Source organism: Acinetobacter sp. UBA5984, from assembly GCF_002429925.1.
Lineage (GTDB): Bacteria > Pseudomonadota > Gammaproteobacteria > Pseudomonadales > Moraxellaceae > Acinetobacter > Acinetobacter variabilis.
Genome location: NZ_DJBE01000028.1, coordinates 1 through 22,741, shown reverse-complemented (window position 1 = coordinate 22,741; position 22,741 = coordinate 1). Strand labels below are relative to the sequence as shown.

At 42.9% G+C, this 22,741-nt stretch carries 17 protein-coding genes; 6 read left to right on the top strand and 11 right to left on the bottom strand.

Annotated elements, in window-relative coordinates:
- Positions 1-2 precede the first annotated feature (2 nt).
- Positions 3-776, bottom strand: a complete 774-nt coding sequence (locus tag B3J29_RS04255; protein ID WP_004785705.1) for an enoyl-CoA hydratase — start codon at positions 774-776, stop codon at positions 3-5.
- 450 nt (positions 777-1,226) lie between these two features.
- Between B3J29_RS04255 and B3J29_RS04250 the strand changes: the two genes are divergently transcribed.
- The 3 genes from B3J29_RS04250 to B3J29_RS04240 all read left to right on the top strand — a co-directional run bounded on the left by B3J29_RS04250 (position 1,227) and on the right by B3J29_RS04240 (position 5,231).
- Positions 1,227-2,525, top strand: coding sequence for an MFS transporter (locus B3J29_RS04250; RefSeq protein ID WP_034170871.1), 1,299 nt, complete (start codon positions 1,227-1,229; stop codon positions 2,523-2,525).
- A 223-nt stretch (positions 2,526-2,748) separates the two neighbouring features.
- The gene (locus tag B3J29_RS04245) at positions 2,749-4,014 is read left to right on the top strand and encodes a DcaP family trimeric outer membrane transporter (RefSeq protein WP_004785698.1); all 1,266 of its coding nucleotides are present in this window, start codon (positions 2,749-2,751) and stop codon (positions 4,012-4,014) included.
- Between the two features lie 17 nt (positions 4,015-4,031).
- On the top strand, positions 4,032-5,231 hold the full coding sequence (locus tag B3J29_RS04240; RefSeq protein ID WP_004785696.1) for an MFS transporter: 1,200 nt from the start codon (positions 4,032-4,034) through the stop codon (positions 5,229-5,231).
- A 454-nt stretch (positions 5,232-5,685) separates the two neighbouring features.
- Here the strand turns inward: B3J29_RS04240 and B3J29_RS04235 are convergent, their stop codons facing one another.
- The 5 genes from B3J29_RS04235 to B3J29_RS04215 all read right to left on the bottom strand — a co-directional run bounded on the left by B3J29_RS04235 (position 5,686) and on the right by B3J29_RS04215 (position 10,956).
- Complete coding sequence (locus tag B3J29_RS04235) at positions 5,686-6,360, bottom strand: 3-oxoacid CoA-transferase subunit B (protein WP_004785695.1); 675 nt, start codon at positions 6,358-6,360, stop codon at positions 5,686-5,688.
- On the bottom strand, positions 6,360-7,028 hold the full coding sequence (locus B3J29_RS04230; protein WP_004785693.1) for a 3-oxoacid CoA-transferase subunit A: 669 nt from the start codon (positions 7,026-7,028) through the stop codon (positions 6,360-6,362). The genes B3J29_RS04235 and B3J29_RS04230 overlap by 1 nt, the downstream gene beginning before the upstream one ends.
- A 50-nt stretch (positions 7,029-7,078) precedes the next feature.
- The gene (locus tag B3J29_RS04225; protein WP_004785691.1) at positions 7,079-8,359 is read right to left on the bottom strand and encodes an MFS transporter; all 1,281 of its coding nucleotides are present in this window, start codon (positions 8,357-8,359) and stop codon (positions 7,079-7,081) included.
- Between the two features lie 210 nt (positions 8,360-8,569).
- Positions 8,570-9,769, bottom strand: coding sequence for an acyl-CoA dehydrogenase (locus B3J29_RS04220; RefSeq protein WP_004785690.1), 1,200 nt, complete (start codon positions 9,767-9,769; stop codon positions 8,570-8,572).
- 32 nt (positions 9,770-9,801) lie between these two features.
- Positions 9,802-10,956: an acyl-CoA dehydrogenase family protein gene (locus B3J29_RS04215; RefSeq protein WP_034171043.1), complete on the bottom strand. Its 1,155-nt coding sequence runs from the start codon at positions 10,954-10,956 to the stop codon at positions 9,802-9,804.
- A gap of 567 nt (positions 10,957-11,523) precedes the next feature.
- Between B3J29_RS04215 and B3J29_RS04210 the strand changes: the two genes are divergently transcribed.
- Positions 11,524-12,360, top strand: coding sequence for an IclR family transcriptional regulator (locus tag B3J29_RS04210; protein WP_004785687.1), 837 nt, complete (start codon positions 11,524-11,526; stop codon positions 12,358-12,360).
- A 162-nt stretch (positions 12,361-12,522) separates the two neighbouring features.
- On the opposite strand, the gene B3J29_RS04205 is transcribed toward B3J29_RS04210, so the two are convergent.
- From B3J29_RS04205 to betI, 5 genes are all read right to left on the bottom strand, one after another.
- Positions 12,523-14,721, bottom strand: coding sequence for an OsmC domain/YcaO domain-containing protein (locus B3J29_RS04205; RefSeq protein ID WP_004785685.1), 2,199 nt, complete (start codon positions 14,719-14,721; stop codon positions 12,523-12,525).
- A 355-nt stretch (positions 14,722-15,076) separates the two neighbouring features.
- Positions 15,077-15,847, bottom strand: a complete 771-nt coding sequence (locus B3J29_RS04200) for a hypothetical protein (RefSeq protein ID WP_261634843.1) — start codon at positions 15,845-15,847, stop codon at positions 15,077-15,079.
- Positions 15,848-15,974: 127 nt separating this feature from the next.
- Positions 15,975-17,630 (bottom strand): choline dehydrogenase, encoded by a 1,656-nt coding sequence (gene betA, locus B3J29_RS04195; RefSeq protein WP_004785682.1) that lies wholly within the window; start codon positions 17,628-17,630, stop codon positions 15,975-15,977.
- Between the two features lie 10 nt (positions 17,631-17,640).
- Positions 17,641-19,116 carry a betaine-aldehyde dehydrogenase gene (gene betB / locus B3J29_RS04190; RefSeq protein ID WP_004785680.1) on the bottom strand — a complete coding sequence of 492 codons (1,476 nt, stop codon included), beginning with the start codon at positions 19,114-19,116 and terminating at the stop codon, positions 17,641-17,643.
- Between the two features lie 21 nt (positions 19,117-19,137).
- The gene (betI, locus tag B3J29_RS04185; protein ID WP_004785677.1) at positions 19,138-19,716 is read right to left on the bottom strand and encodes a transcriptional regulator BetI; all 579 of its coding nucleotides are present in this window, start codon (positions 19,714-19,716) and stop codon (positions 19,138-19,140) included.
- Positions 19,717-19,986: 270 nt separating this feature from the next.
- Between betI and B3J29_RS04180 the strand changes: the two genes are divergently transcribed.
- A complete protein-coding gene (locus B3J29_RS04180; RefSeq protein WP_004785675.1) occupies positions 19,987-22,023 on the top strand; it encodes a choline transporter in 2,037 nt (678 codons plus the stop codon).
- Positions 22,024-22,051: 28 nt separating this feature from the next.
- Positions 22,052-22,660 (top strand): MarC family protein, encoded by a 609-nt coding sequence (locus B3J29_RS04175; protein ID WP_004785673.1) that lies wholly within the window; start codon positions 22,052-22,054, stop codon positions 22,658-22,660.
- The last annotated feature ends 81 nt before the right edge of the window (positions 22,661-22,741 follow it).

Genomic DNA, 22,741 nt, shown 5'->3' with positions numbered 1-22,741 from the left:
GCTTATCGTCCCTGATAATTTGGTTTACGTTTTTCAATAAAGGCTTGCATACCTTCTTTTTGATCTTCTGAAGAAAACAGCATCTGGAAAGATTTACGTTCCAGCATTAAGCCAGCATTGAGTGGCACATCTTCAGCCAGTAAAGCCACTTCCTTGATTTGTTCAAGCGCGATTGGCGGCATTTTTGCCAGACCTTCAGCCATTTTGATTGCTGTTGCCAGGGTTTCACTGTCTTCCGTTACTTGAGACACCAGGCCAATCTGATAAGCTTCCGGCGCTGGTACCAGACAACCCGTCATGATGATACGCATCGCATGGAATTTACCCACGGCACGGAATAAACGCTGTGTACCACCCGCACCTGGCATTACCCCTACTTTGACTTCAGGCTGACCGAACTGGGCACTTTTTCCGGCAATAATAATGTCCGCATGCATCGCCAGTTCACAGCCACCGCCCAATGCATAACCGTTTACTGCTGCAATCACCGGCTTTGAACACTGCGCAATGGCTTGCCAGTAACGCTCAGTACGACGTTGCATCATCTGGATCGTTTCAGCATTGGCTAATTCTTTAAGGTCAGCGCCTGCAGCGAAATCAGTTTCACCGCCAGTGAGAATAATGGCACGGATATTTTCATCGTCATTCAATTGCAGAAAAGCCGCAGCCAGTTTCTGGCGCACTTCTGTATTCAGGGCATTTTTAGCTTCTGGACGATGGATCTTGACCATCGCCACATGTGTCGAGATTTGCTCTACTTGAACTACCTGTTCCATCAAAAAACTCCATTTATTTTGTATAGCGAAATTTTATTTTATATAAAACTACGGTTTCTAAACCCATAAATCAAGATTTTTTCTCTCAAAAACGTAAAAAAGTTATTTTTTAATAAAAATTAGAGTAAAAACTCTTGTTCAGCTGGCTATTTTATGATTAATTAATTTCGCAATACGGAATTAATTATTTAATTCGAATTTTGGTTATTCATTTATGTAAATATTAACCACAATACAAAATAAAAAAATTAATTTCCGTCATAAGGATACTACGTTGTTCAGTGATTTTTCACTCAAGGTGAAACGGAAAAATCAGATCCAGCCTGATCGTAACAGGGCGAATGCGCACAGACGCTTAGACCTTAGATGAGGAAAATGCTTTTCCGTGAGGAAGAAAATGGATTTAGCGGTAGCAGAGGAATGCTACTTTAATATATAGAGGATATAAGAATGACAAGCGATACCATCGTAGCTGAGGAAACTAAAACGGGGGTCTCCTCCGACGGCACCATTAAGCAGGCACCTAAACGCCTGTGGATGACGGCCTTTGTCTTCGCTTTTTTGATTTTACTATGTGACGGTGCAGACATTGGTATTCTGGCTTTCAGCTTGACCAGTTTGAAAGCAGAATGGGGGCTGACTTCTGTACAGGCCGGTGCCTTGGGAAGTTATTCTCTTTTGGGTATGGGGATCGGTGGCTTTATTGGCGGATGGGCCTGTGACAAGTTTGGACGTGTACGTGTCATCGTATTGGCCACTATTTCCTTCTCAATCTTGTCTGCCTATTCAGGTTTTGCCCAGTCTTATCAAGAGTTTGCGATTTTACGTACCCTTTCGTGCTTAGGTTTGGGCTGTTTATATATTGCCTGTAATACTCTGATGTCTGAGTATGTACCAACCAAATACCGTACTACGGTACTGGCAACATTGATGACCGGTTTCACTTTAGGTTCATTGGTGATTACCATGATTTCAGGCTGGATCATTCCTGAATTCGGCTGGCGTATGCTGTACTGGATCACGATTGCTCCATTAGCTTTAGGTATCCTAATGCACTTTATGGTGCCAGAGCCAGAATCATGGAAACGTGTCCGTGAAATGAAAAGAACTGGTCAGATCGTGGATAATGATGCCAAAAAAGGCAACCCATATATCACCATTCTTAAAGATAAAACCCATGGCAAGATGTTCATCCTTTGGTCTTTCAGCTCTGGTTTCCTGCTATTCGGTTATTTCGGTGTAAGCAACTGGTTACCAAGTTATCTTGAAGCTGAATTAGGCATTAAATTCAAGGAAATGGCGCTATACATGGTAGGTACTTTTATCACCATGATGTTCGCCAAAATCATTGCAGGTTATGTGGCTGACAAAATTGGTCGTCGTATCGTATTTGCTTTCGGCACCATGGGAACAGCACTGTTTATTCCTGTCGTGGTGTATATGCACAATGCCGATAATATTGGTGTACTGATGCTGATCTTCGGATTCCTGTACGGTATTCCATATGCCATTAATGCAACCTATCTAACCGAAAGTTTCCCTACTGGAGTACGTGGTACAGCAGTTGGCGGTGCATTCAATATTGGTCGTATCGGTGCAATCTTCGCTCCAATTACGATTGGTTATCTTGCGATGAATGGTTCGATCGGTACGGGTCTATTGGTGATGGGTGCAGCTTACTTCCTATGCGGTTTGATTCCTGCCCTGTTTATTAAGGACCGTTTATACGATCCACAAAAAGCTGAATAACTTTTAACTCAAGAGGGCGGTAAATTTACTGCCCTCCTTCATCTATATTTTTATGACTTTAAATATCGAATACATACCCTTTGACCTGAACAGGATGTTTCTTGGTTGAACGAGATTCGTATTCATTATTCAAAAGTCAGCATCTCTGCATTTAGCAATGAGAGCAACGACAAGGAAAGATTTTCCTTCTTAGATATCAGAAAATTTCTTTAGGGATTAAGAAATGAAAAAATTAGTTTTAGCAACATTATGTGGTATTGCTTCAGCACAGGCATTTTCAGCAGAAGCGTCAGAAGACCGGATGCAGTTTTTAGAATCACAGTTAAAGCAAATCCAGGCCGAACTGGAACAGCAGAAAGCCGCGCAACTTGCGTTAAAGAACCAGCAAGAAGAAGCCAAAGCACAAGACTCTAAAACGCTGAGTTCGATGGTGGATAATGTCGATGTTTATGGATTGATTCGCTTTGATGGCGCAGTTGATTTCAAAAGTACCCCTGAAGCTCGTGGCCGTACTATTAACCAGATTAATAAAGTGCCTTTTACTGAACCTGACTCTACCCGTTCAGATTTTACTGCTGCTGCCAGCCGAATTGGTTTCCTGGCTAAAGACTTGGGTGGAAATCCAAATGTTTCTGCACGTTTAGAAGCTGACTTCTGGACCAATAATGGTAAAGGCGATGGTGGACTACGTATCCGTCATGCACATTTAAAATACTATAACTGGACTTTTGGTCAGGCCTGGTCATTAATGTCGACACCAGAAATTAGTACTGAAGCTGTCGATTACAGCTTATTACTGGGTGGGTCGGTCCTACGTACGCCTCAAGTCAGCTATGCTTTCAAACTTGATCCGGAAAATACTTGGAATGTTGGTCTGGAGTATATGGCTGGTGGCGATCGCTCTTCTGCCTTGCCTGCTTTAACCACTAAATATATTCATCAATCAGGTCCGCTGCATTTATTAGCTCAAGGCTTTGTCAATCAAAAGCAGGCGCAAACTGATACAGGTGATATTGAAAAAGTTGGTTGGGGTGTAGGTCTTGGTGGACGTTATCATCTCAATGATCAAAACTCGATCCAGGGTAACTATTTCCATATGGTCGGTGACCAGCGTATTGCAGCTTTCTTGACTCAAGGTTCAACAACCGATGGTGCTGCTTGGGGTGGAGATTATTCAGTCGATCCAATCAATAACGAACTTTTACTCAATGAGTTTAATAGTTTAAATATCGGCTTTACGCATAAATTTACGCCAAAACTACGTAGTAGCATTAATGCCAGTGTGGTAGATTTTGATGATTCCAGCGACTATGCACGCGCGAATCCTGAAACCAATAAACGTTTAACTGACTATATGGCTAACGTGATTTATTCTCCAGTTCCAAAGGTTAATCTGGGCGCAGAATATCACCACGGCAAACGTGAAACTTTTGATAATCGAGAAGCGGATGTTTCTCGTGTGAATTTATCAGCGACTTATAGTTTCTAAAGCCTTAGGAGACAAGGATGTCAGCCCAAGGGCAAATTTCACGAAAATTTATGTTTATGATGGCCATGACCTGCGCACTCTGCGCGGGTTGTAACTATTTTAACCAGCCATTAATTTATTCTATCGCAGAAGATCTGCATATCAGTGTGGCTGAGTCTGGTTGGACTGTCGTTTTAACCCAGATTGGTTATGCCACTGGGTTATTCTTGTTTGTGCCTTTAGGCGATTTGTTTGAAAAACGCCTCTATATTTGCAGCCTCATGCTATGTACCGGACTGGCGCTAATCGGACTTTCTGCCAGTACCAACCTGCATATGCTGTATGGTTTTACCCTGCTCGCTTCTTTTTGTTCGATTACCACCCAGATTCTGATTCCTTTTGCGGCTAACCTGTCTCAAAGAGAAAAAAGTGCTGAAGTGGTTGGTCTGCTGATGAGTGGCGTACTGGTCGGTATTCTGTTTGCCCGGACTGTATCAGGACTAATTTCTACCCTATGGTCCTGGCATGCAGTCTACCTTTTGAGTGGCTGTTCTATTCTCTTGCTCAGTATCGCTATGTGGTATCAGTTACCTAAAGCGAAGAGCCAATTACAAATGAGTATCTTACAGATTTATCGCTCACTATTTACCTTTGCCAAAACCGAACCCATGCTGATCCGACGTAGCATCATTGGTGGTTTGGGCTTTGGTATGCTGAGTATTATTTTTACCACCATGACTTTTGTACTGGCGGAAGCACCCTATCATTTTAATGATTTCCAGATTGGGTTAATGGGTATTGTTGGTGTGGTTGGCATCTGGTCATCACAATGGACCGGTAAAATGATTGGTCGACATCGGGAAAAATGGATTGCACAACTTGCTACCACGGGTTTAATTCTGGCCTGGATTCCATTATTTTTTGCGCAAAGCTATTTATGGGTGTATATCATTGGATTAATTCCCGCTTATTTTGGGATTTCTTCACTGCATGTGTTAAATCAGAATCTGGTATATCGAATCTCGGTACAAGCCCGTTCCCGTATTAATGCAATCTATATGACCTGTTATTTTTCAGGTGCCGGGATCGGTGCATTTCTATCGCTAAACCTATGGAAAATGTATGGTTGGTCAGCCTGTGTTGCATTGGGCTTTGGCTTTGCCCTGCTCATCTTTAGTATTAACCGCTATGACTTAAGCCGCAAACGCAATCTGGTCAATATCCACTCCCAATCATAAATAATCTAAAATTTAATACTGTGAACTCATAGAATATTAGTTTGAGTTTACAAAGGCTGCTTTCATAAATCATTTTTTTATCATTAAAAAGAAATTCCCTCATCCTAACCTTCTCCCAGAGGGAGAAGGAACTTTCAAAATTCATTAAATATGAAGATTACGATCATTTTTTGGTTTATGAAAGATATTTAAAGTATTTGACATATTAGCCCTGTGTTTCTATTTAGAATTATATGCTGGAAAATAAAGGACAGGATTATCCAGCATAAGAAGAACTATCTTCTACCAGAATCCTTTTCGATTATTTTATTTAATCTTTTGATATTTAAAAATTTAACCTGATTTAAAATCTTAATATTTAGGGTGTGTTGACACTTTTAGCTTAAAAAATATCTAATAAAAATCGCAGCCTAAGCTGCGATTTCTAATCATGTTTAAATGATTGATAGAATTATTATACGGATGCTTTTAACTGTGCAGCTGCACGGCCATCAAATAACTTGCAACCTGTCTGTTGCTGAAGTTCTTCGATACTCAAGCCATCCACCATTTCTAGCACCCAAGCCTGATTATCTTTGAGTTCAATAATGCACAAATCGGTATAAATGCGGTCAACGCAGTTTTTACCAGTAATTGGATAAGTCAGCTCTTCCACAATTCGTGGTTCGCCATTTTTTGTGACATGTTCCATGCAAACATAGACACAGCGAGCACCAACCGCCAGATCCATGGCACCACCCACTGCTGGAACCGCATCCAGTGCACCGGTATGCCAGTTAGCGAGATCACCATTCACGGCGACCTGAAAGGCGCCCATAATGCAGAAATCTAAATGGCCGCCACGCATAATATCGAAGGAATCTGCAGAGTTCATAAAACTACCGCCATCGAGCATGCTGACCAGTTCTTTACCAGCATTAATCAGATCATCATCAGCCTGTTCAGGATCAGTTAAAGCGGTAAAACCCAGAACACCATTTTCAGAATGCAGGACAATATCCTGTTCAGGTTTTAAATAACCAGCAACGCGTGTTGGTAAGCCAATGCCTAAATTCACATAAGAACCGGTCGGAATATCCTGTGCAACTTTTTCTACAATCTGTTCGCGTGTACGTTTTTGAATTGTCATTATTTGATATCTCCTACCTTCACCACATGCTGCACGAAAATACCCGGCGTCACGATAATCTCTGGATCAAGCTCGCCTAACTCTACAATTTCATGCACTTGGGCAATCGTGGTTTTGGCCGCTTTTGCCATTAACGGGCCAAAGTTTCGCGCTGCTTTACGGTAGGTCAAGTTGCCCCATTGATCAGCCTGATTGCCATAAACCAAGGCATAGTCCGCATGAATTGGATATTCCAGCACATAGTCCTTGCCATTGATATGGCGGGTTTCTTTGCCTTCAGCAATCTTGGTACCGTAACCTGTAGGCGTAAAAATAGCGCCCAGACCTGCACCCGCTGCCTGGATACGGCAAGCCAAGTTGCCTTGTGGTACCAACTCTAGTTCAACCTTTCCAGCTTTATACAGCTCTTCAAACACCTTGGAGTTATTGGCACGAGGAAATGAACAGATCATTTTTGTCACCAGTCCTGACAATAACAGGTTGGTTAGGCCACGGTCACCAGAAGCAGCATTATTGTTGATGATGGTCAAATCTTTAGGACCAATATCAATCAAAGCTTCAATCAGTTCGATTGGCTGTCCTGCCAAACCGAAGCCACTAGTCATAATATGCGCACCATCTGGAATCTGCTTGAGTATAGTTTCGATATCCTGTGTGATTTTATTCATTTAATTGCTTCCTAGCATCTTCCTGTCTTTATAAATATTTGATTAATCAATTAGTCAGCTTTTTGTGGGTCAAACAAACGGTTTTTAATGAAAATCGCTGGGATCAAACCACAAATAAAATAAGCCACACTCATGATAAGTAGACCTGTACCAATTGAGCCACCTTGTGCAAAATAACCGATGGTTAAGGGTGCCAATACTGCGCCTAGACGGCCAATGTTATAAGCGCCACCTGTAGCTGTACCACGGACTTTGGTAGAGAAACTTTCAGTCATATAAGTCGCGTTAATGCCATATGGAATACCGTAAAGGAATCCGAAAAACAGCATCAGCCATAAGATATTGTCCGGTGTGTTGCCAAAGACAATAATTGGAATAAAGATTGCAGTGCCCATGGTACCGAAAGCAAATACTGCACGACGGCCAATTTTATCCGCAATAATGCCTGCGATCACTTTGGTACACATCATGATCAGGAAGGTCCCAATCATATAGGTGGTCATTTCTTTAAATTTAATACCGAGATCTGATTCCAGATAAGCCGGTAACCAGTTACTTACACCGTAATAACCAAACTGTAAAAATGCGGTACTGAACGACCAGAGGATGAACATGCGACGGCTTAAAGCATCGGCAAAGATCATTTTAAACGTATTCTTCGGTTTTTCCTGAACTACGCCGCTGGCTTTGGCTGCCAATCTTTCTTGACGGGCTTTTAACCAGGCTTGTGGCTCTGGTACCAGGAAGAACATGCCAATGGCAAGAACAATCGGAACAATGGCGATATAGTAAAGGTAACGCCAGCCTAATTCTGGAAGTAACCATCCTGCAAGTACAGTGGCAACGACTGAACCAAGTGTCCAACCTGTCATTAAAGCAGCAAGTACTGTAGAACGATATTTTGTTGGCACATACTCTGCCATTAGAGTATTACAGGCAATATAGAGGGCTCCTAAGCCAATTGCTGAAAAGAATCGCAACCATTTGAATTCTTCATAGCTTTGAGTAAAGCCCAGCCAGAAGGTTAATGAAGAGAATAAAGCGATCGCAACAACAATCACCCGAACTCGCCCGAAGCGGTCACAAGCCCAGCCACCAAAAAAGCCACCAATGGCCATACCAGCAAGTGTCCAGCTACCAAGTGCACCTGCCTGAATACTACTTAAAGAAAATTCTTGTTTGAGGCTGGTTAGACTGTAGGCTAATAGTGCAAGATCTGCACCATCTACCAATAACGCTAAAAATGAAAAGATAAAAGCCAGAATCCAGACCTTTTTCTTAGGCATATTTTCTTCTGGTAGAAGGTTTTGTTGTGAATTAAGCGTATTCATAATGTCCTTTACACTTTGCTGGCACTCCTGTGCCTTTTAGCAGTTTATGTTTCACCTAATTAATTAAATGAAACATAGAATGTTTGATTGATCTCTAATTCTGAAACTGACTAGATTTTAAAAAACCATCCCAGAACTGGATTGTCTGACTTCAATTGAAGTCAGACAAAACAAACTAGCCAGCATTGCTGGCTAGAAGTTGATCTTCATTTAGTTGGAGAATGCAGCAATACCCGTTTGCGCACGACCTAGAATTAGGGCATGTACATCATGGGTACCTTCATAAGTATTGACCACTTCCAGGTTTACCAGATGACGAGCTACACCGAATTCATCAGAGATCCCGTTACCGCCCATCATGTCACGCGCTAAGCGGGCAATGTCTAAAGCTTTACCACAGTTATTACGTTTGATCAGTGAAGTACCTTCAACGGAAGCGATACCTTCATCTTTCATACGGCCAAAACGTAATGCCACTTGTAGACCCAGCGCAATTTCAGTTTGCATGTCTGCCAATTTTTTCTGGATCAGCTGATTCGCAGCCAATGGACGGCCAAACTGTTTACGGTCCATGGTGTATTGATGCGCTGTATGCCAACAGAATTCAGCTGCACCCATCGCACCCCAGGCAATACCATAACGCGCACTGTTCAGACAGGTAAACGGACCTTTTAGACCACGAATTTCCGGAAATGCGTTTTCTTCTGGAACAAAAACATTGTCCATCACGATTTCACCAGTAATCGATGCACGCAGGCCAACTTTACCGTGAATCGCTGGTGCAGAAAGCCCTTCCCAGCCTTTTTCCAGAATAAAGCCACGAATGTCACCGACATTGCCTTCAGGAGATACTTCTTTTGCCCAAACTACAAAAACATCTGCAATCGGACTGTTGGTAATCCACATTTTGGCGCCCGTCAGACGGTAACCACCTTCGACTTTCTTGGCACGAGTAATCATGCTACCCGGATCAGAACCATGATCAGGCTCAGTCAGACCGAAACAGCCGATATATTCACCGGTCGCCAGTTTTGGCAAATATTTCTGTTTCTGTTCTTCAGAACCAAATTCATTGATGGGTACCATCACCAGCGAGCTTTGTACGCTGGCCATTGAACGGTAACCTGAATCTACACGTTCCACTTCACGGGCAATCAGACCATAGCTGACATAATTTAAGCCGGCACCGCCGTATTGTTCTGGGATGGTTGGGCCCAGCAGACCCAGCTCACCCATTTCACGGAAAATCGTTGGATCGGTTTTTTCATGACGGAACTGTTCTAGTACACGTGGCATCAGCTTGTCCTGACAGTACGCATGCGCGCTGTCACGGATCATACGTTCTTCTTCAGTCAGTTGCTGTTCCAGTAAAAATGGATCTTGCCAGTCAAATCTAATTCTTGTGCTCATTTTAATATTTCCAATATTCTAAAATCTGCTGCTTACGCGGTCGCTTGTTTAATCATTTCACGTGCGATGATGATTTGCTGGATTTGAGTTGTACCTTCATACAGACGGAACAAACGCACATCACGGTAGAAACGTTCAATTGAATATTCACTGATATAGCCCGCGCCACCATGAATTTGCAGACAGCGATCCGCTACACGGCCACACATTTCAGTCGCAAACATTTTCGCGCATGAAGATTCAGTAGTCACATTCTTGCCTTCGTCACGCAGGCGGGCAGCATCTAGAACCATACATTTCGCTGCATAAATTTCAGCTTTAGAGTCTGCCAGCATGCCTTGGATGAGCTGGAAATTCGCAATCGGTTGACCGAACTGCTTACGTTCCACTGCATAATTTAAAGCATCTTCCAGCATACGCTCTGCCATACCTACGCTATAGCCAGCAATATGCAGACGGCCTTTATCCAGAACACGCATTGCAGTTTTAAAGCCAATGCCTTCAACACCACCGATCAACTGATCTTTATGAACTTTACAGTTGTCAAAAATCACGTCACAAGTGTATGAACCATGTTGGCCCATTTTTTTATCAATTTTGCCCAGACTTAGGCCCGGTGTATTCGCTTCTACCAGGAATGCAGAAATGCCGCTTGCACCTTTGATATCAGGATTGGTACGCGCCATCACCGTAAATGTCGTTGCACGCGGCGCATTGGTAATAAAACGTTTGGTACCGTTTAAAATATAGTAATCGCCATCTTTAACCGCGCTGGTTTTTAAAGATGCTGCATCTGAACCTGAATCCGGCTCAGTTAAACAGAATGAACCAATGATTTCACCAGTCGCATAACGTGGCAGGTATTTCTGTTTTTGCTCTTCAGTACCGTCAATCACGATCCCGCTTGAACCGATCCCGTTATTGGTTCCAATCAAAGAACGGAATGCAGCTGATGTACGGCCTAATTCCATTGCGACCAGAATTTCCTCTTCCATGGTGATACCTAAACCGCCGTATTCCTCTGGAATGGTTAGGCCAAACAGACCTAATTCTTTCATCTGCTCGACAATACGCTCAGGAATCGCGTTGCTTTCTTCAACTTCATGTTCTAAAGGAACTAGTTCATTTTTGACAAAGTTACGAATAGTCGAAAGAAGTTGCTCAAGCATTTCCGGATCGCGAATCATAGGGATCTCCATGTTATTTAGTTCATCTGGGTAAATTCCTTTACCCTTTAATTTTAGTTTCGTAATACGAAATAAATAATCATAAAAATTCATTTTGAGCAAGAAAAATTATTAAAAATTTTATTTTTTAAGCAAAAAAGCAAATTTTTCTAGCTTTAATTAAAAATTTTAGTTAGAATTTTATTTCGCAATGCGAAATTTTTAGATTGTTGGTAGATTTAGAAAAGAGTTAGATGATTTGAATCAGGTCATAATTGATTCTATAAAAGTGCAGCGAGATAAGAATGTTTCAATTAAATCGTGCTGATGATTCTCGTTTTGATTGGCTCCATTTTCCTGAAATTTTATCTGGTGAACTTTAAATTTCTAAAGATACTTAAAAATCATTACAGGTCTCAAAAACCTATAGATTCTGCATGGTTTTTAGCTGAATAGCGCTAATTAACTTAAATACAGATAAAGTGAGCACTTTTTTATTTATTTTTATCACTAATAGAAGTGTTTTATTTTGTATCGTGAAATTTAATTGCTATCATATTTATTAATTTACCTTTAATTGCTCTGACCATGACAAAAAATAAAACTGGCGAAATACCTAATTTTGATGAGATCCGTTTAGATCCGATTTCACATATTCATAGAGAAAATAACCCACAATTTATCGCGTCTATTGCACGTGGTTTAGAAATTCTCAGATGTTTTTCCGCAACGAATCAATTACTGGGCAACCAGGAAATTGCACAGCTAACTAATCTGCCAAAACCGACTGTTGCCCGGATCACCAGCACGTTGGTTTCTTTAGGTTATCTAAAACAGTTACCGAATACGACCAAATACCTGTTGGACGTTGGTGTATTGGCTCTGGGTTATGCAGCGCTAAGCAATATTTCGGCACGTACACAGGCATATCCATTTATGGAAGAAATGTCACGTTATGCGCAAGCGCCTGTCGCCATGGCAACCCGTGATCGTCTGAGCATGATTTATTTGGAAGTCGTTCACACAGAGTCTACTTTGACCATGCGTCGTCCAGTTGGCTCTACCCTGCCTATTCATAGTAGTGCGATGGGCCGTGCCTGCCTAGCTGCGATGGAAGTTAAAGAACGTGAGTATCTATTTGATGCCATCAAGAAAAGAAATGAAGATCAGTGGCCAACCATTAAGCGTAATTTAGAACGTGCTATTCGTGATTATCAGGATTATGGCTATTGCTTATCTCTCGGTGATTGGGCCAAAGATGTGAACTCTGTTGCAGTGCCATTGATTCATCCTAAACATGGTATTTTGACTTTTAACTGCGGCGCACCAACCTATCTGCTCAATCAGGAAAAACTGGAAAATGAAATCGGTCCTCGTCTGATTCATATGGTCAATAACATTTCTCTGACTTTAAATAATATCTAAGCTGTTATTTAAGATTTAAATGGGCGGCAATGATCGCCCTTTATTTTTCTTTTTTAAAACACTCGCAAAATGTTAGAGCAATATAAAAAAATAGCCCATTCTAAGATGGGCTATTTTTTAAAGATTTAAAGACCAGTAAAGTCAGCTAATCATCTTCACTTATTACGCTGCTACAAACTTGGCGCGCGCTGCATGGAGTTTCTTGTAGCTATCAATTAAACGCAGATGACGATCCAGACCTTCAAGCTGCATATTGGTTTCAGCTAAACCGTAGAAACGTACTGTACCTTCTACTGAACCGAGGACTGCATCCATACGGGCATCGCCAAACATACGGCGGAAGTTGTGTTCATAGTCTTCCAGTTCCATTTCATCATCCAGAATGACTTCAAGCACTACATTCATGCATTGATAGAACAGGCCACGTTCAACGGTATTGGTATTGTATTGCAAGAACTGTTCGACCAGATCTTTAGCTTCTTCAAATTGTTGTAGAGCCAGATAGATCAGGAGTTTTAGTTCCAGAATGGTCAGCTGACCCCATTCGGTATTTTCGTCAAATTCAATGCCGATCAAGGTACGGATCTCGGTGTAATCATCTTCATCTGCTTCTTCCAGACGTTCAACCAGAGCTTCTAGCTGTTCATCATCCAAACGATGCAGGTTCAGAATATCTTCACGATATAACAGCGCCTTGTTGGTATTGTCCCAAACCAAATCTTCCATCAGATAAATTTCAGAATAACCCGGCACCAGAATACGACAAGCGGTTGCACCTAAATGCTGATAGACCGCCATATAAACTTCATGGCCCATCTCTTCCAGAATGGTAAACAATTCTTGTGCCTCATCGGCATTTGAGTTTTGGCCATTATTGGTGAAATCCCACTCAACAAAATCATAGTCAGATTTTGCGCTGAAGAAACGCCAAGATACGACACCACTTGAATCAATAAAGTGCTCAACAAAGTTATTCGGTTCAGTGACTGCATTTGAACTGAAGGTTGGTTTTGGCAGATCATTCAGGCCTTCAAAACTACGACCTTGTAACAGTTCAGTCAGACTGCGCTCTAAAGCCACTTCAAAGTTTGGATGTGCACCGAATGAGGCAAAGACACCACCCGTACGCGGGTTCATCAAGGTCACGCACATCACCGGGAACTGACCGCCCAAAGAAGCATCTTTGACCAGTACTGGGAAGCCTTGCTCTTCTAAGCCTTTAATACCTTCAATAATTTTCGGATATTTTGCCAGTACGTGTTCAGGTACATCCGGCAGTGCCAGCTCACCTTCCAGAATTTCACGTTTAACCGCACGTTCGAAAATCTCAGACAGACATTGTACTTGAGCTTCAGCTAAGGTATTGCCCGCGCTCATACCATTACTGAGATACAGGTTTTCAATCAGATTCGATGGGAAATATACAGTTTCACTATCAGACTGACGTACAAATGGCAATGAACAGATACCACGTGCTTTATTGCCCGAGTTAGTATCATAAAGATGAGTACCTAGTAACTCATCTTCAGGATCATAAATTTCACGGGTATGTTCATCTAAAACTTCTGCTGGCAACTCACCATTTGGACCCGGCTGGAACCATTTTTCATCCGGATAATGCACAAATTCTGCATTGGCAATATCTTCACCCCAAAACTGGTCATTATAGAAGAAATTACAGTTCAGACGCTCGATAAATTCACCCAGTGCAGATGCCAGCGCACTTTCCTTGGTTGAACCTTTACCATTGGTAAAGCACATCGGTGACTGGGCATCACGAATATGCAATGACCAGACATTCGGTACAATGTTACGCCAAGACGCAATTTCAATTTTCATGCCGAGGCCTGCCAGAATCGCAGACATATTGGCAATAGTTTCTTCAAGTGGTAAGTCTTTACCCGGAATACAGGTTAGGCTGTCTGAAGCCAGATTTGGCATCAACAAAGCCTGCGCATCGGCATCAATGCTCTCAACTTCTTCAATAACAAATTCAGGACCAGTCTGAATCACTTTTTTGACGGTACAACGGTCGATCGAACGCAAAATCCCCTGACGGTCTTTTTCAGAGATATCAGCCGGTAGCTCGACCTGAATTTTAAAAATCTGTTTGTAGCGGTTTTCAGGATCGACGATATTGTTTTGAGACAGACGGATATTGTCGGTTGGAATGTCACGCGCTGCACAATAAACTTTAACAAAATAAGCTGCACACAACGCAGAAGATGCCAGAAAATAATCAAATGGACCTGGCGCAGAACCATCACCTTTATAGCGGATCGGCTGATCGGCGATTACCGTGAAGTCATCGAACTTGGCTTCCTGACGAAGATTATCGAGATAATTGACCTTAATTTCCATGTGGATACCTAAATATTCTTATGTGCCACCACGGACAGATAAGATGCTAAATCTGAATATACAAGCCGAATCACGGAGGAGAATTTGACTCAAAAATAATAATAACCCGGGTTAAACCTTCAACCAGTTAGTTTCAGGATAAGCTCGAGTAAGAATGGGTGCTATTATAGAATCATTTTATGAAATTGATAATGTTTGCTCGAATTTCCTGTGGATTTATCAAAATATGTGTTAATTAAATATTCAGAAAATCTGGCTTTAAGCCGAGAACAGACTGTTTTTATTAATACTTGCTGTTCCCGGCCGGATTTTATGGACTGGGAAATGCGTTTTTTAAATCAGATCAAGATCCAAATTAAAAATCATAACCAATACCAAACACAGCGAGATCGCGCTGCTTATCACCAAAACGGTCATAACCACCAAAGATATAATCACCAGATAAGGTCAACTTCGGCGCAACTTCATAACTCAATCCGGCAGTTGCATAACGGAAAGCATGCTGTTTGGTAGTGTTGCCTAGCTCATTACCTTCATATTTGCCTTCATCATTAAAATAACCACCCGCTGCACCGACATGCGCACCCAGCTTATCATTAAGCTGATGGGTTAAATCCAGGGTATAAAAAGTATCGCCCTGATTGGCATAGGCCACATCATATAAATAGGTCGATACACCCGCTGTAACGCTGGTCTTGTCGTTTAGTGCACGACTTACATTCAAACCTAATTCATTTGAAGTGGTATGGCTGCCACCCGGATAATAATAGGTCGCATCCCAAAAATTCCAGTCGTAGTTTTCACTGCTATAGGTATATCCCACGATAAAATCATGTTCGAATTTATCACGACGATGTGATTTCTTGCCTTCCAGTTCCGGATAGGAATACCCTAAGGTTGAGCCCCAGTAACCGACATAAAAATTACCATAAGCCAGATTCAGTGCTGCCTGTAAGGCAACGTCATCATTTTCTGGTGCATTGGTCAGACCACGGGAGATGTATTTAGAAACTACACTGATGTTTCCACTGGTTTCAATTTTTTTTGCTTCTGCATCGTCTGCAAAACAATAAACACTAGAAACAGCAGCACAGCCGAAAAGGACTGTTTGTTTGAACATTCTCATAAAATATAAATTATATTAAGCAAAGAATGGATAACACTGAAACCGATTACAGCCTTATCCAGCTTTGGGTAAAAATAAATTCCGCTATATTCCTCTTTGCAGCAAGCAACAGGAATATAGCCATGACTTAAGCGCGTGGGGCCCGGTAGAAAGGCGCTGTAGAAGCAGGTAATGCCTGCTTGCCACGGATATGATCTGCAAGCTTTTCAGCCATCATGATCGTGGTTGCATTGAGGTTGCCTGTAATAATGAGCGGCATAATTGAAGCATCGATGACACGCAGGCCTTGCATCTCATGCACACGCCCATAACCATCGACAACGGCCATATCATCCTCACCCATTTTACAGCTACAGGACGGATGATACGCTGTTTCTGCATGATTACGAACAAATTCATCAATTTCTGCATCAGTTTGCAGATTTTTGCCCGGACTGATTTCTTCACCACGATATGGATCCAGGGCGGGCTGATGCATAATTTCACGGGTAATGCGGATGGCATCCCGGAATTCACGCCAGTCCTGTTCGGTACTCATATAGTTGAACAGAATACTTGGATGCTCGAACGGATCTTTGGATTTCAGACGGACTCGACCACGAGATGGTGAACGCATAGAACCGACATGGGCCTGGAAGCCGTGCTCATGGATAGCATTAGTTCCATTGTAATTGATCGCCACTGGCAGGAAGTGATACTGGATGTTTGGCCATTCGAACTCATCCGAAGAACGAATAAAGCCACCGGCTTCAAACTGGTTGCTGGCACCAATTCCTTTACCTAAGAATAGCCATTCTGCGCCAATCATGGGCTGGTTATACCATTTTAATGCTGGGTATAAGCTGACCGGTTTTTTGCACTTATATTGTAAGTACATTTCCAGATGGTCTTGCAGGTTTTCACCCACACCCGGCAGGTCCTGAACCACCGGAATATCCAGACTTTTTAACAATTCAGCCGGACCTACACCAGAGCGTTGCAGGATTTGTGGAGATGCAATTGCACCTGCACATAGTAGAACTTCACGATCCGCAAAGACCTGAATCGGCTGTAAGGTATTTTGACCTTCAAAATATTCTACGCCAATCGCCTTATTGCGATTAAACAGAATTCGGTTGGTCATGGCATGGGTAATAATGGTGAGATTATCCCGGCCTTTGGCCATATCCAGATAACCACGTGCCGTACTGGAGCGACGACCTTGGGGTGTCACAGTACGATCCATTGGCCCGAAGCCTTCCTGTTGGTAGCCATTCAAGTCATCGGTACGTGGATAACCGGCTTGAACCCCAGCTTCGACCATAGCATGAAACAGCTCATTATTATCATTTTTAGGCGTTGCGACTGAAACCGGGCCTGAATCGCCATGATAGTCATTGCCGCCAATATCGCGGGTTTCAGCTTTTTTGTAATAGGGTAGACACTGCGCATAGTTCCAGTGTTCCAGACCTTTAAGGCTGGCCCACTGTTCCAGATCCATAGCATTACCACGGATATAGCACATGCCATTAATCAGTGAAGATCCGCCCAGACCTTTACCACGGCCGCATTCCATACGGCGATTGTTCATGTGGGGTTCTGGATCGGTCAGATAGGCCCAGTTATAACGGCGTCCTTGTAAAGGATAAGCTAAAGCAGCCGGCATCTGGGTTCTAAAATCCAAACGATAGTCCGGGCCACCTGCCTCAAGTAATAGCACCTTAGTATCTGGATCTTCAGTTAAACGCGCTGCCAGAACATTACCCGCAGAGCCCGCACCGATAATAATATAGTCGTAATTCATCAAATCCCCCTTATGCGCTAAATACAGATTGGAAAGGACTGAGTTCGACCTGAACCGATTTGGTCTGGGTGTAATGCTGCAAGGTCACAAGCCCATTTTCACGTCCAACACCGGAATGTTTATAACCACCGACTGGCATTTCTGCAGGCGATTCCCCCCAGGTATTGATCCAGCAGATACCCGCTTCTACCTGATGAATAATTCGGTGTGCACGGGCTAAGTCTGGTGTGACGACACCTGCAGCCAGACCATAATCGGTATCATTGGCACGACGAATCGCTTCTTGCTCAGTGTCATAACTAAGAATACTCATGACTGGACCGAAGATTTCTTCACGTACAATGGTCATGTCATCACGACAGTCGGTAAATACGGTTGGCAGGACATAAGCCCCTTGGACAAACTGTTCATCCTCAGCACGACCGCCACCACATAATAGGCGTGCCCCTTCTATCTTGCCTTTTTCAATATAGCCCAGCACTTTTTCCATATGCTCAAAGCTGGACACCGGACCGAAATTGGTTTCAGGATCGAGAGGGTCACCCATACGAATATGTTCAACACGCTGTAAAATCTTTTCTTCAAATGCTGCTTTCAATGCCAAAGGCACAAATACACGAGTACCGTTGGTACACACCTGACCGGAGCTATAGAAGTTGGCCATCATGGCAATATCAGCCGCCAGATCCAGATCGGCATCTTCACAGATAATCAGCGGAGACTTACCGCCCAGCTCCATGGTAACTTCTTTCAGGCTAGAATTTGCAGCTTGCGCCATGACTTTTTTACCGGTAGAAACGCCACCGGTAAAAGACACTTTGGCAATATCGGGATGCGAAGTTAGATAACCACCAATTTCACCACTACCGGTAACCACATTAAAGACACCATGCGGCACACCGGCTTCGGTATAAATTTCTGCCAGTTTCAGCGCAGTTAAAGGTGTAACTTCACTGGCTTTGAAAATCATGGCATTGCCTGCAGCGAGTGCCGGTGCAGATTTCCACAATGCGATCTGAATCGGATAATTCCATGCGCCAATTCCAGCGACAACACCCAAAGGTTCACGGCGAGTATAGACAAAGGAACTGCTTCTCAGCGGGATTTGCTGGCCTTCAAGAACCGGTAGAATTCCCGCATAATATTCGAGTACATCTGCACCTGTCGTAATATCAACAGTCGATGTTTCACTAAAGGCTTTACCGCTGTCCAAGCTTTCTAATTTTGCCAGTTCATCGTTACGCTCGCGTAAAATGGCGACTGCCTTGTTCAAGATGCGCGAGCGTTGAATCGCGGTCATTTCTGCCCAGACTTTTTGCCCTTGTTGTGCAGATTCAACCGCACGATCGATATCATTTTTTGAACAGACCTGCACTTCAGCCAGGACTTCACCGGTGGCAGGATTAATAGTTTGAAACGTGCTATTGGACGTTGCATCGACATATTGTCCATGAATATAAGGACGTTGCAGTTTGAATGTTGTCAATGGAATTCCCTCGCAAATTGGTTATTTGAGTTGTTGCCGGATATATTCACTACACAGTTCAATCGGCAGTTCTGGATCAATTTCGCCACTTACTAAAGCACCTCTTAGCCAGAATCCATCAATGAGTGCAGCCAGACCTTGTGCTGCCTTCTCAGCTTGATCCTTACTCAGCTTTTTCATGAATTCATATTTAAGATTGGAATGTAAGCGGTAATGGTTTATTTGCTGTAAACGATGTAAATCGGGCTGATGCAGACTGCTGGCCCAAAAAGCCAACCACACCTTCATGACCGCTTTATCCGTTTGTGGAGCAGTAAAATTGCCACGCACAATTGCCAGTAAGCGTTGTTCAGGGGCGTCATTCACCTGTGACTTGATTTCAGCAACAGATTTACCTAATTGCTGCAATAAGTAACGCATTGTGGCTTCAATTAACCCATTTTTACCTTGAAAATAATGACTTATGATGCCTGTTGAGACACCTGCCCTCTGAGCAATCTGACTAATTGAAGCTTCTGCAAAACCTAGCTCATTCACTGCAGCTAAGGTGGCATCGATCAGTTGCTGACGACGGATCGGTTGCATACCAACTTTTGGCATAGGACTAACCTGAATAACGGATGTAGCAATACAAAATCACTCTGCTAAAGCAAATAGCGGAATGATGTAACAATTCCTAAACGCTTTTTTAATTGAACGTTCAATTAATAAAAATTATAGTGCCAGCTCACCCTTGATGTACAGCGCAGTTTGTTTTGGATTTGCAAAAGTTTGTAATTCACGAAAACAAGGAAGCTTTAGGGCCAGCTTTTGCTTTTAAATCACACTGCACTGTAGATCATTCGGCAACAAAACGATGGTCAGAGATTTATGCAAAAGAAAAACGAAGAGGTGCAAGATAGTCTGAATAAGGTAGTCTTTTATTGTTCGGCGACGCTTATTCTGCTGTTTTCTATCATCACGATTTTATTTAATGAACAAGCCAATCTAGTCATTATTAATATTTTAAACTGGGTCAGTAGTACCTTTAGCTGGTATTACCTGCTGGCGGCAACGCTGTATCTGGTTTTTATTGTCTTTATCGCCTGCTCACGTTATGGCGAAATCAAGCTTGGTCCCAAACATTCTAAACCCGAATTCAGCCTGCTGAGCTGGTCGGCCATGTTGTTCTCAGCCGGGATCGGGATTGACTTGATGTTCTTCTCGGTCGCTGAACCCTTGTCTCATTATATGAGTCCTCCAGTCGGTGAAGCTGAAACCTTTGAAGCCGCGCGTCAGTCTATGGTCTGGACCCTGTTTCACTATGGTCTGACCGGCTGGAGCATGTACGCGCTGATTGGGGTTGCGTTGGGATATTTCAGTTATCGCTATAATTTACCACTGACAATTCGATCTGCGCTTTATCCTATTTTTGGAAAAAGAATTAATGGCCCGATTGGCCATACGGTAGATACCGCTGCAGTACTCGGTACGATTTTTGGTATTGCCACCACCTGCGGTATTGGTGTCGTTCAATTAAATTATGGTTTGCATGTCCTGTTCGGCTTGCCAGAAAATATCTGGATTCAAACTGCATTAATCGGTGTTGCCGTCATTATTACCATTATTTCCGTCACTGCGGGGGTCAATAAAGGTATCCGGGTCCTGTCCGAAATTAATATCTATGTATCAATCGGATTGCTGCTCTTTATTCTCTTTATGGGAAATACCGAGTTTTTATTAGCAGCTCTAATTCAGAATTTTGGTGATTATCTCAGCCAGTTCCCGAAACTCTCTTTAAGCAGTTTTCCTTTTGAGCAGCCTAAAGAATGGATGAATAGCTGGACCCTGTTCTTCTGGGCATGGTGGATTGCCTGGTCGCCATTTGTAGGTCTGTTCTTGGCCCGTATTTCTCGTGGTCGTACCATTCGTGAATTTGTCACCGGGACTTTGGTTATTCCTCTGTTATTTACCCTGACCTGGTTGTCTATTTTCGGTAACAGTGCTTTATACAGCGTGATTTTTGATGGTAATACTCAGCTTGCGACAACTGTTTTAGAAAATCCGGCACATGGTTTTTATGACCTGCTGGCACAGTATCCAGGTTTCACATTTATCGCAGGTGTAGCCACCATTACAGGGTTGCTGTTCTATGTGACTTCAGCGGATTCAGGGGCATTAGTATTGGGGAACTTCACCACTAAATTCACTAATATTGAGCATGATTCACCGCGCTGGCTCAGTGTGTTCTGGGCGATTGCGATCGGTCTTTTGACGCTAGCTATGCTAATGGCTAACGGTGTTACTGCATTGCAAAACACTACCATTATTATGGGACTGCCTTTTAGTTTCGTGATCTTCTTTGTGATGGCCGGTTTGTATAAATCCTTGCGTCTGGAGGATTTTCGTCAGGCCAGTACCAGCCTGAATGCGGCACCTGTGGTCGGTAATGTGGATATCTTGAACTGGAAGAAGCGTCTGAGCCGGGTCATGCTGCATCCAAGCCTGTCCCAGACCCGGACCATGCTGGACAATGTCTGCAAGCCGGCCATCGAGGCCGTTGCAACCGAGTTAATTGATAAAGGTATTCAAGTCAATATTCAGGAAAAATCACTTGAGGAAGAACCTGAACTGTATCATCTGGATCTGACTATTCAACTCGATGAAGAAGAAAACTTTGTTTATGAAATATGGCCGGTACGCTATGACACGCCAAATTTCAGTTCACGTGGTAAACGAACCAAACGCTATTACTATCGTCTGGAAAGTTATCTGTTTGAAGGCTCTCAGGGTAACGATCTGGTCGGTTACAGTAAGGAACAGGTGATCAATGACATCCTGGATAAATATGAACGCCATATGATGTATTTGCACATTAACCGGATCAGCCCAGGTAAACGTCCACTTTTCCCGGATCGTGAAATCTAGGATCTCTCAACTACGGAAGGACGCAATGATGTCAGAAAGTTTGAATGCCTTTGCCCTGTTTTTTTCGTTACTCAATCCATTTTTGATGAGTATCTATATGCTCGGAATTATTCGTAATTCCGAAGCAAAGGTCTTCAATATGGCATTGATTCAGGGCAGCCTGATCAGCTTTATTGTTTTCATCATTTTTGCGAAAACTGGTGAAGCCTTCTTTAATGAAGTCTTGCATGTGCGGTTTGAGTCCTTCCAGATTTTTGGCGGTATTATTTTTCTAGTAATTGGCTATCGTTATGTCTTTGAAGGTGCTGATACGATTGGCGTGATGCGTGGAGCGCCCAGTCATCTGGCGGGCACGATTGCCATGCCGTTTATGATCGGTCCGGGCACCATTTCGGCTTCTGTGATCACAGGTATACAGCTCAGTTTAATGCAAACCATTCTGGTGATTTTCTTTACCCTGTTTCTAACCTGTAGCTTGCTGATCCTGATGAAATATCTGCATGATCATTTGCAGCATAAATACTCCAACTACATTGATTTATATGTCGATATTGTAGGTCGTGTTGCTGCGCTTCTGATTGGTACGATTGCCATCGATATGATTGTGACAGGTGTCAGTGGAATTCTGGAAGGCTAGTTTTATATAAGCTGACAATAAAAAAAGCGGGCAAAAATGCCCGCTTTTTTATGCAGTGATTATGTCCCGTCCTGAAATAAG

Bases quoted from the DNA above. Each gene is read 5' to 3' on its own strand.
- B3J29_RS04255 (WP_004785705.1), bottom strand. From the start codon at position 776: ATGGAACAGGTAGTTCAAGTAGAGCAAATCTCGACACATGTGGCGATG.
- B3J29_RS04250 (WP_034170871.1), top strand. From the start codon at position 1,227: ATGACAAGCGATACCATCGTAGCTGAGGAAACTAAAACGGGGGTCTCC.
- B3J29_RS04245 (WP_004785698.1), top strand. From the start codon at position 2,749: ATGAAAAAATTAGTTTTAGCAACATTATGTGGTATTGCTTCAGCACAG.
- B3J29_RS04240 (WP_004785696.1), top strand. From the start codon at position 4,032: ATGTCAGCCCAAGGGCAAATTTCACGAAAATTTATGTTTATGATGGCC.
- B3J29_RS04235 (WP_004785695.1), bottom strand. From the start codon at position 6,360: ATGACAATTCAAAAACGTACACGCGAACAGATTGTAGAAAAAGTTGCA.
- B3J29_RS04230 (WP_004785693.1), bottom strand. From the start codon at position 7,028: ATGAATAAAATCACACAGGATATCGAAACTATACTCAAGCAGATTCCA.
- B3J29_RS04225 (WP_004785691.1), bottom strand. From the start codon at position 8,359: ATGAATACGCTTAATTCACAACAAAACCTTCTACCAGAAGAAAATATG.
- B3J29_RS04220 (WP_004785690.1), bottom strand. From the start codon at position 9,769: ATGAGCACAAGAATTAGATTTGACTGGCAAGATCCATTTTTACTGGAA.
- B3J29_RS04215 (WP_034171043.1), bottom strand. From the start codon at position 10,956: ATGATTCGCGATCCGGAAATGCTTGAGCAACTTCTTTCGACTATTCGT.
- B3J29_RS04210 (WP_004785687.1), top strand. From the start codon at position 11,524: ATGACAAAAAATAAAACTGGCGAAATACCTAATTTTGATGAGATCCGT.
- B3J29_RS04205 (WP_004785685.1), bottom strand. From the start codon at position 14,721: ATGGAAATTAAGGTCAATTATCTCGATAATCTTCGTCAGGAAGCCAAG.
- B3J29_RS04200 (WP_261634843.1), bottom strand. From the start codon at position 15,847: ATGAGAATGTTCAAACAAACAGTCCTTTTCGGCTGTGCTGCTGTTTCT.
- betA (WP_004785682.1), bottom strand. From the start codon at position 17,630: ATGAATTACGACTATATTATTATCGGTGCGGGCTCTGCGGGTAATGTT.
- betI (WP_004785677.1), bottom strand. From the start codon at position 19,716: ATGCCAAAAGTTGGTATGCAACCGATCCGTCGTCAGCAACTGATCGAT.
- B3J29_RS04180 (WP_004785675.1), top strand. From the start codon at position 19,987: ATGCAAAAGAAAAACGAAGAGGTGCAAGATAGTCTGAATAAGGTAGTC.
- B3J29_RS04175 (WP_004785673.1), top strand. From the start codon at position 22,052: ATGTCAGAAAGTTTGAATGCCTTTGCCCTGTTTTTTTCGTTACTCAAT.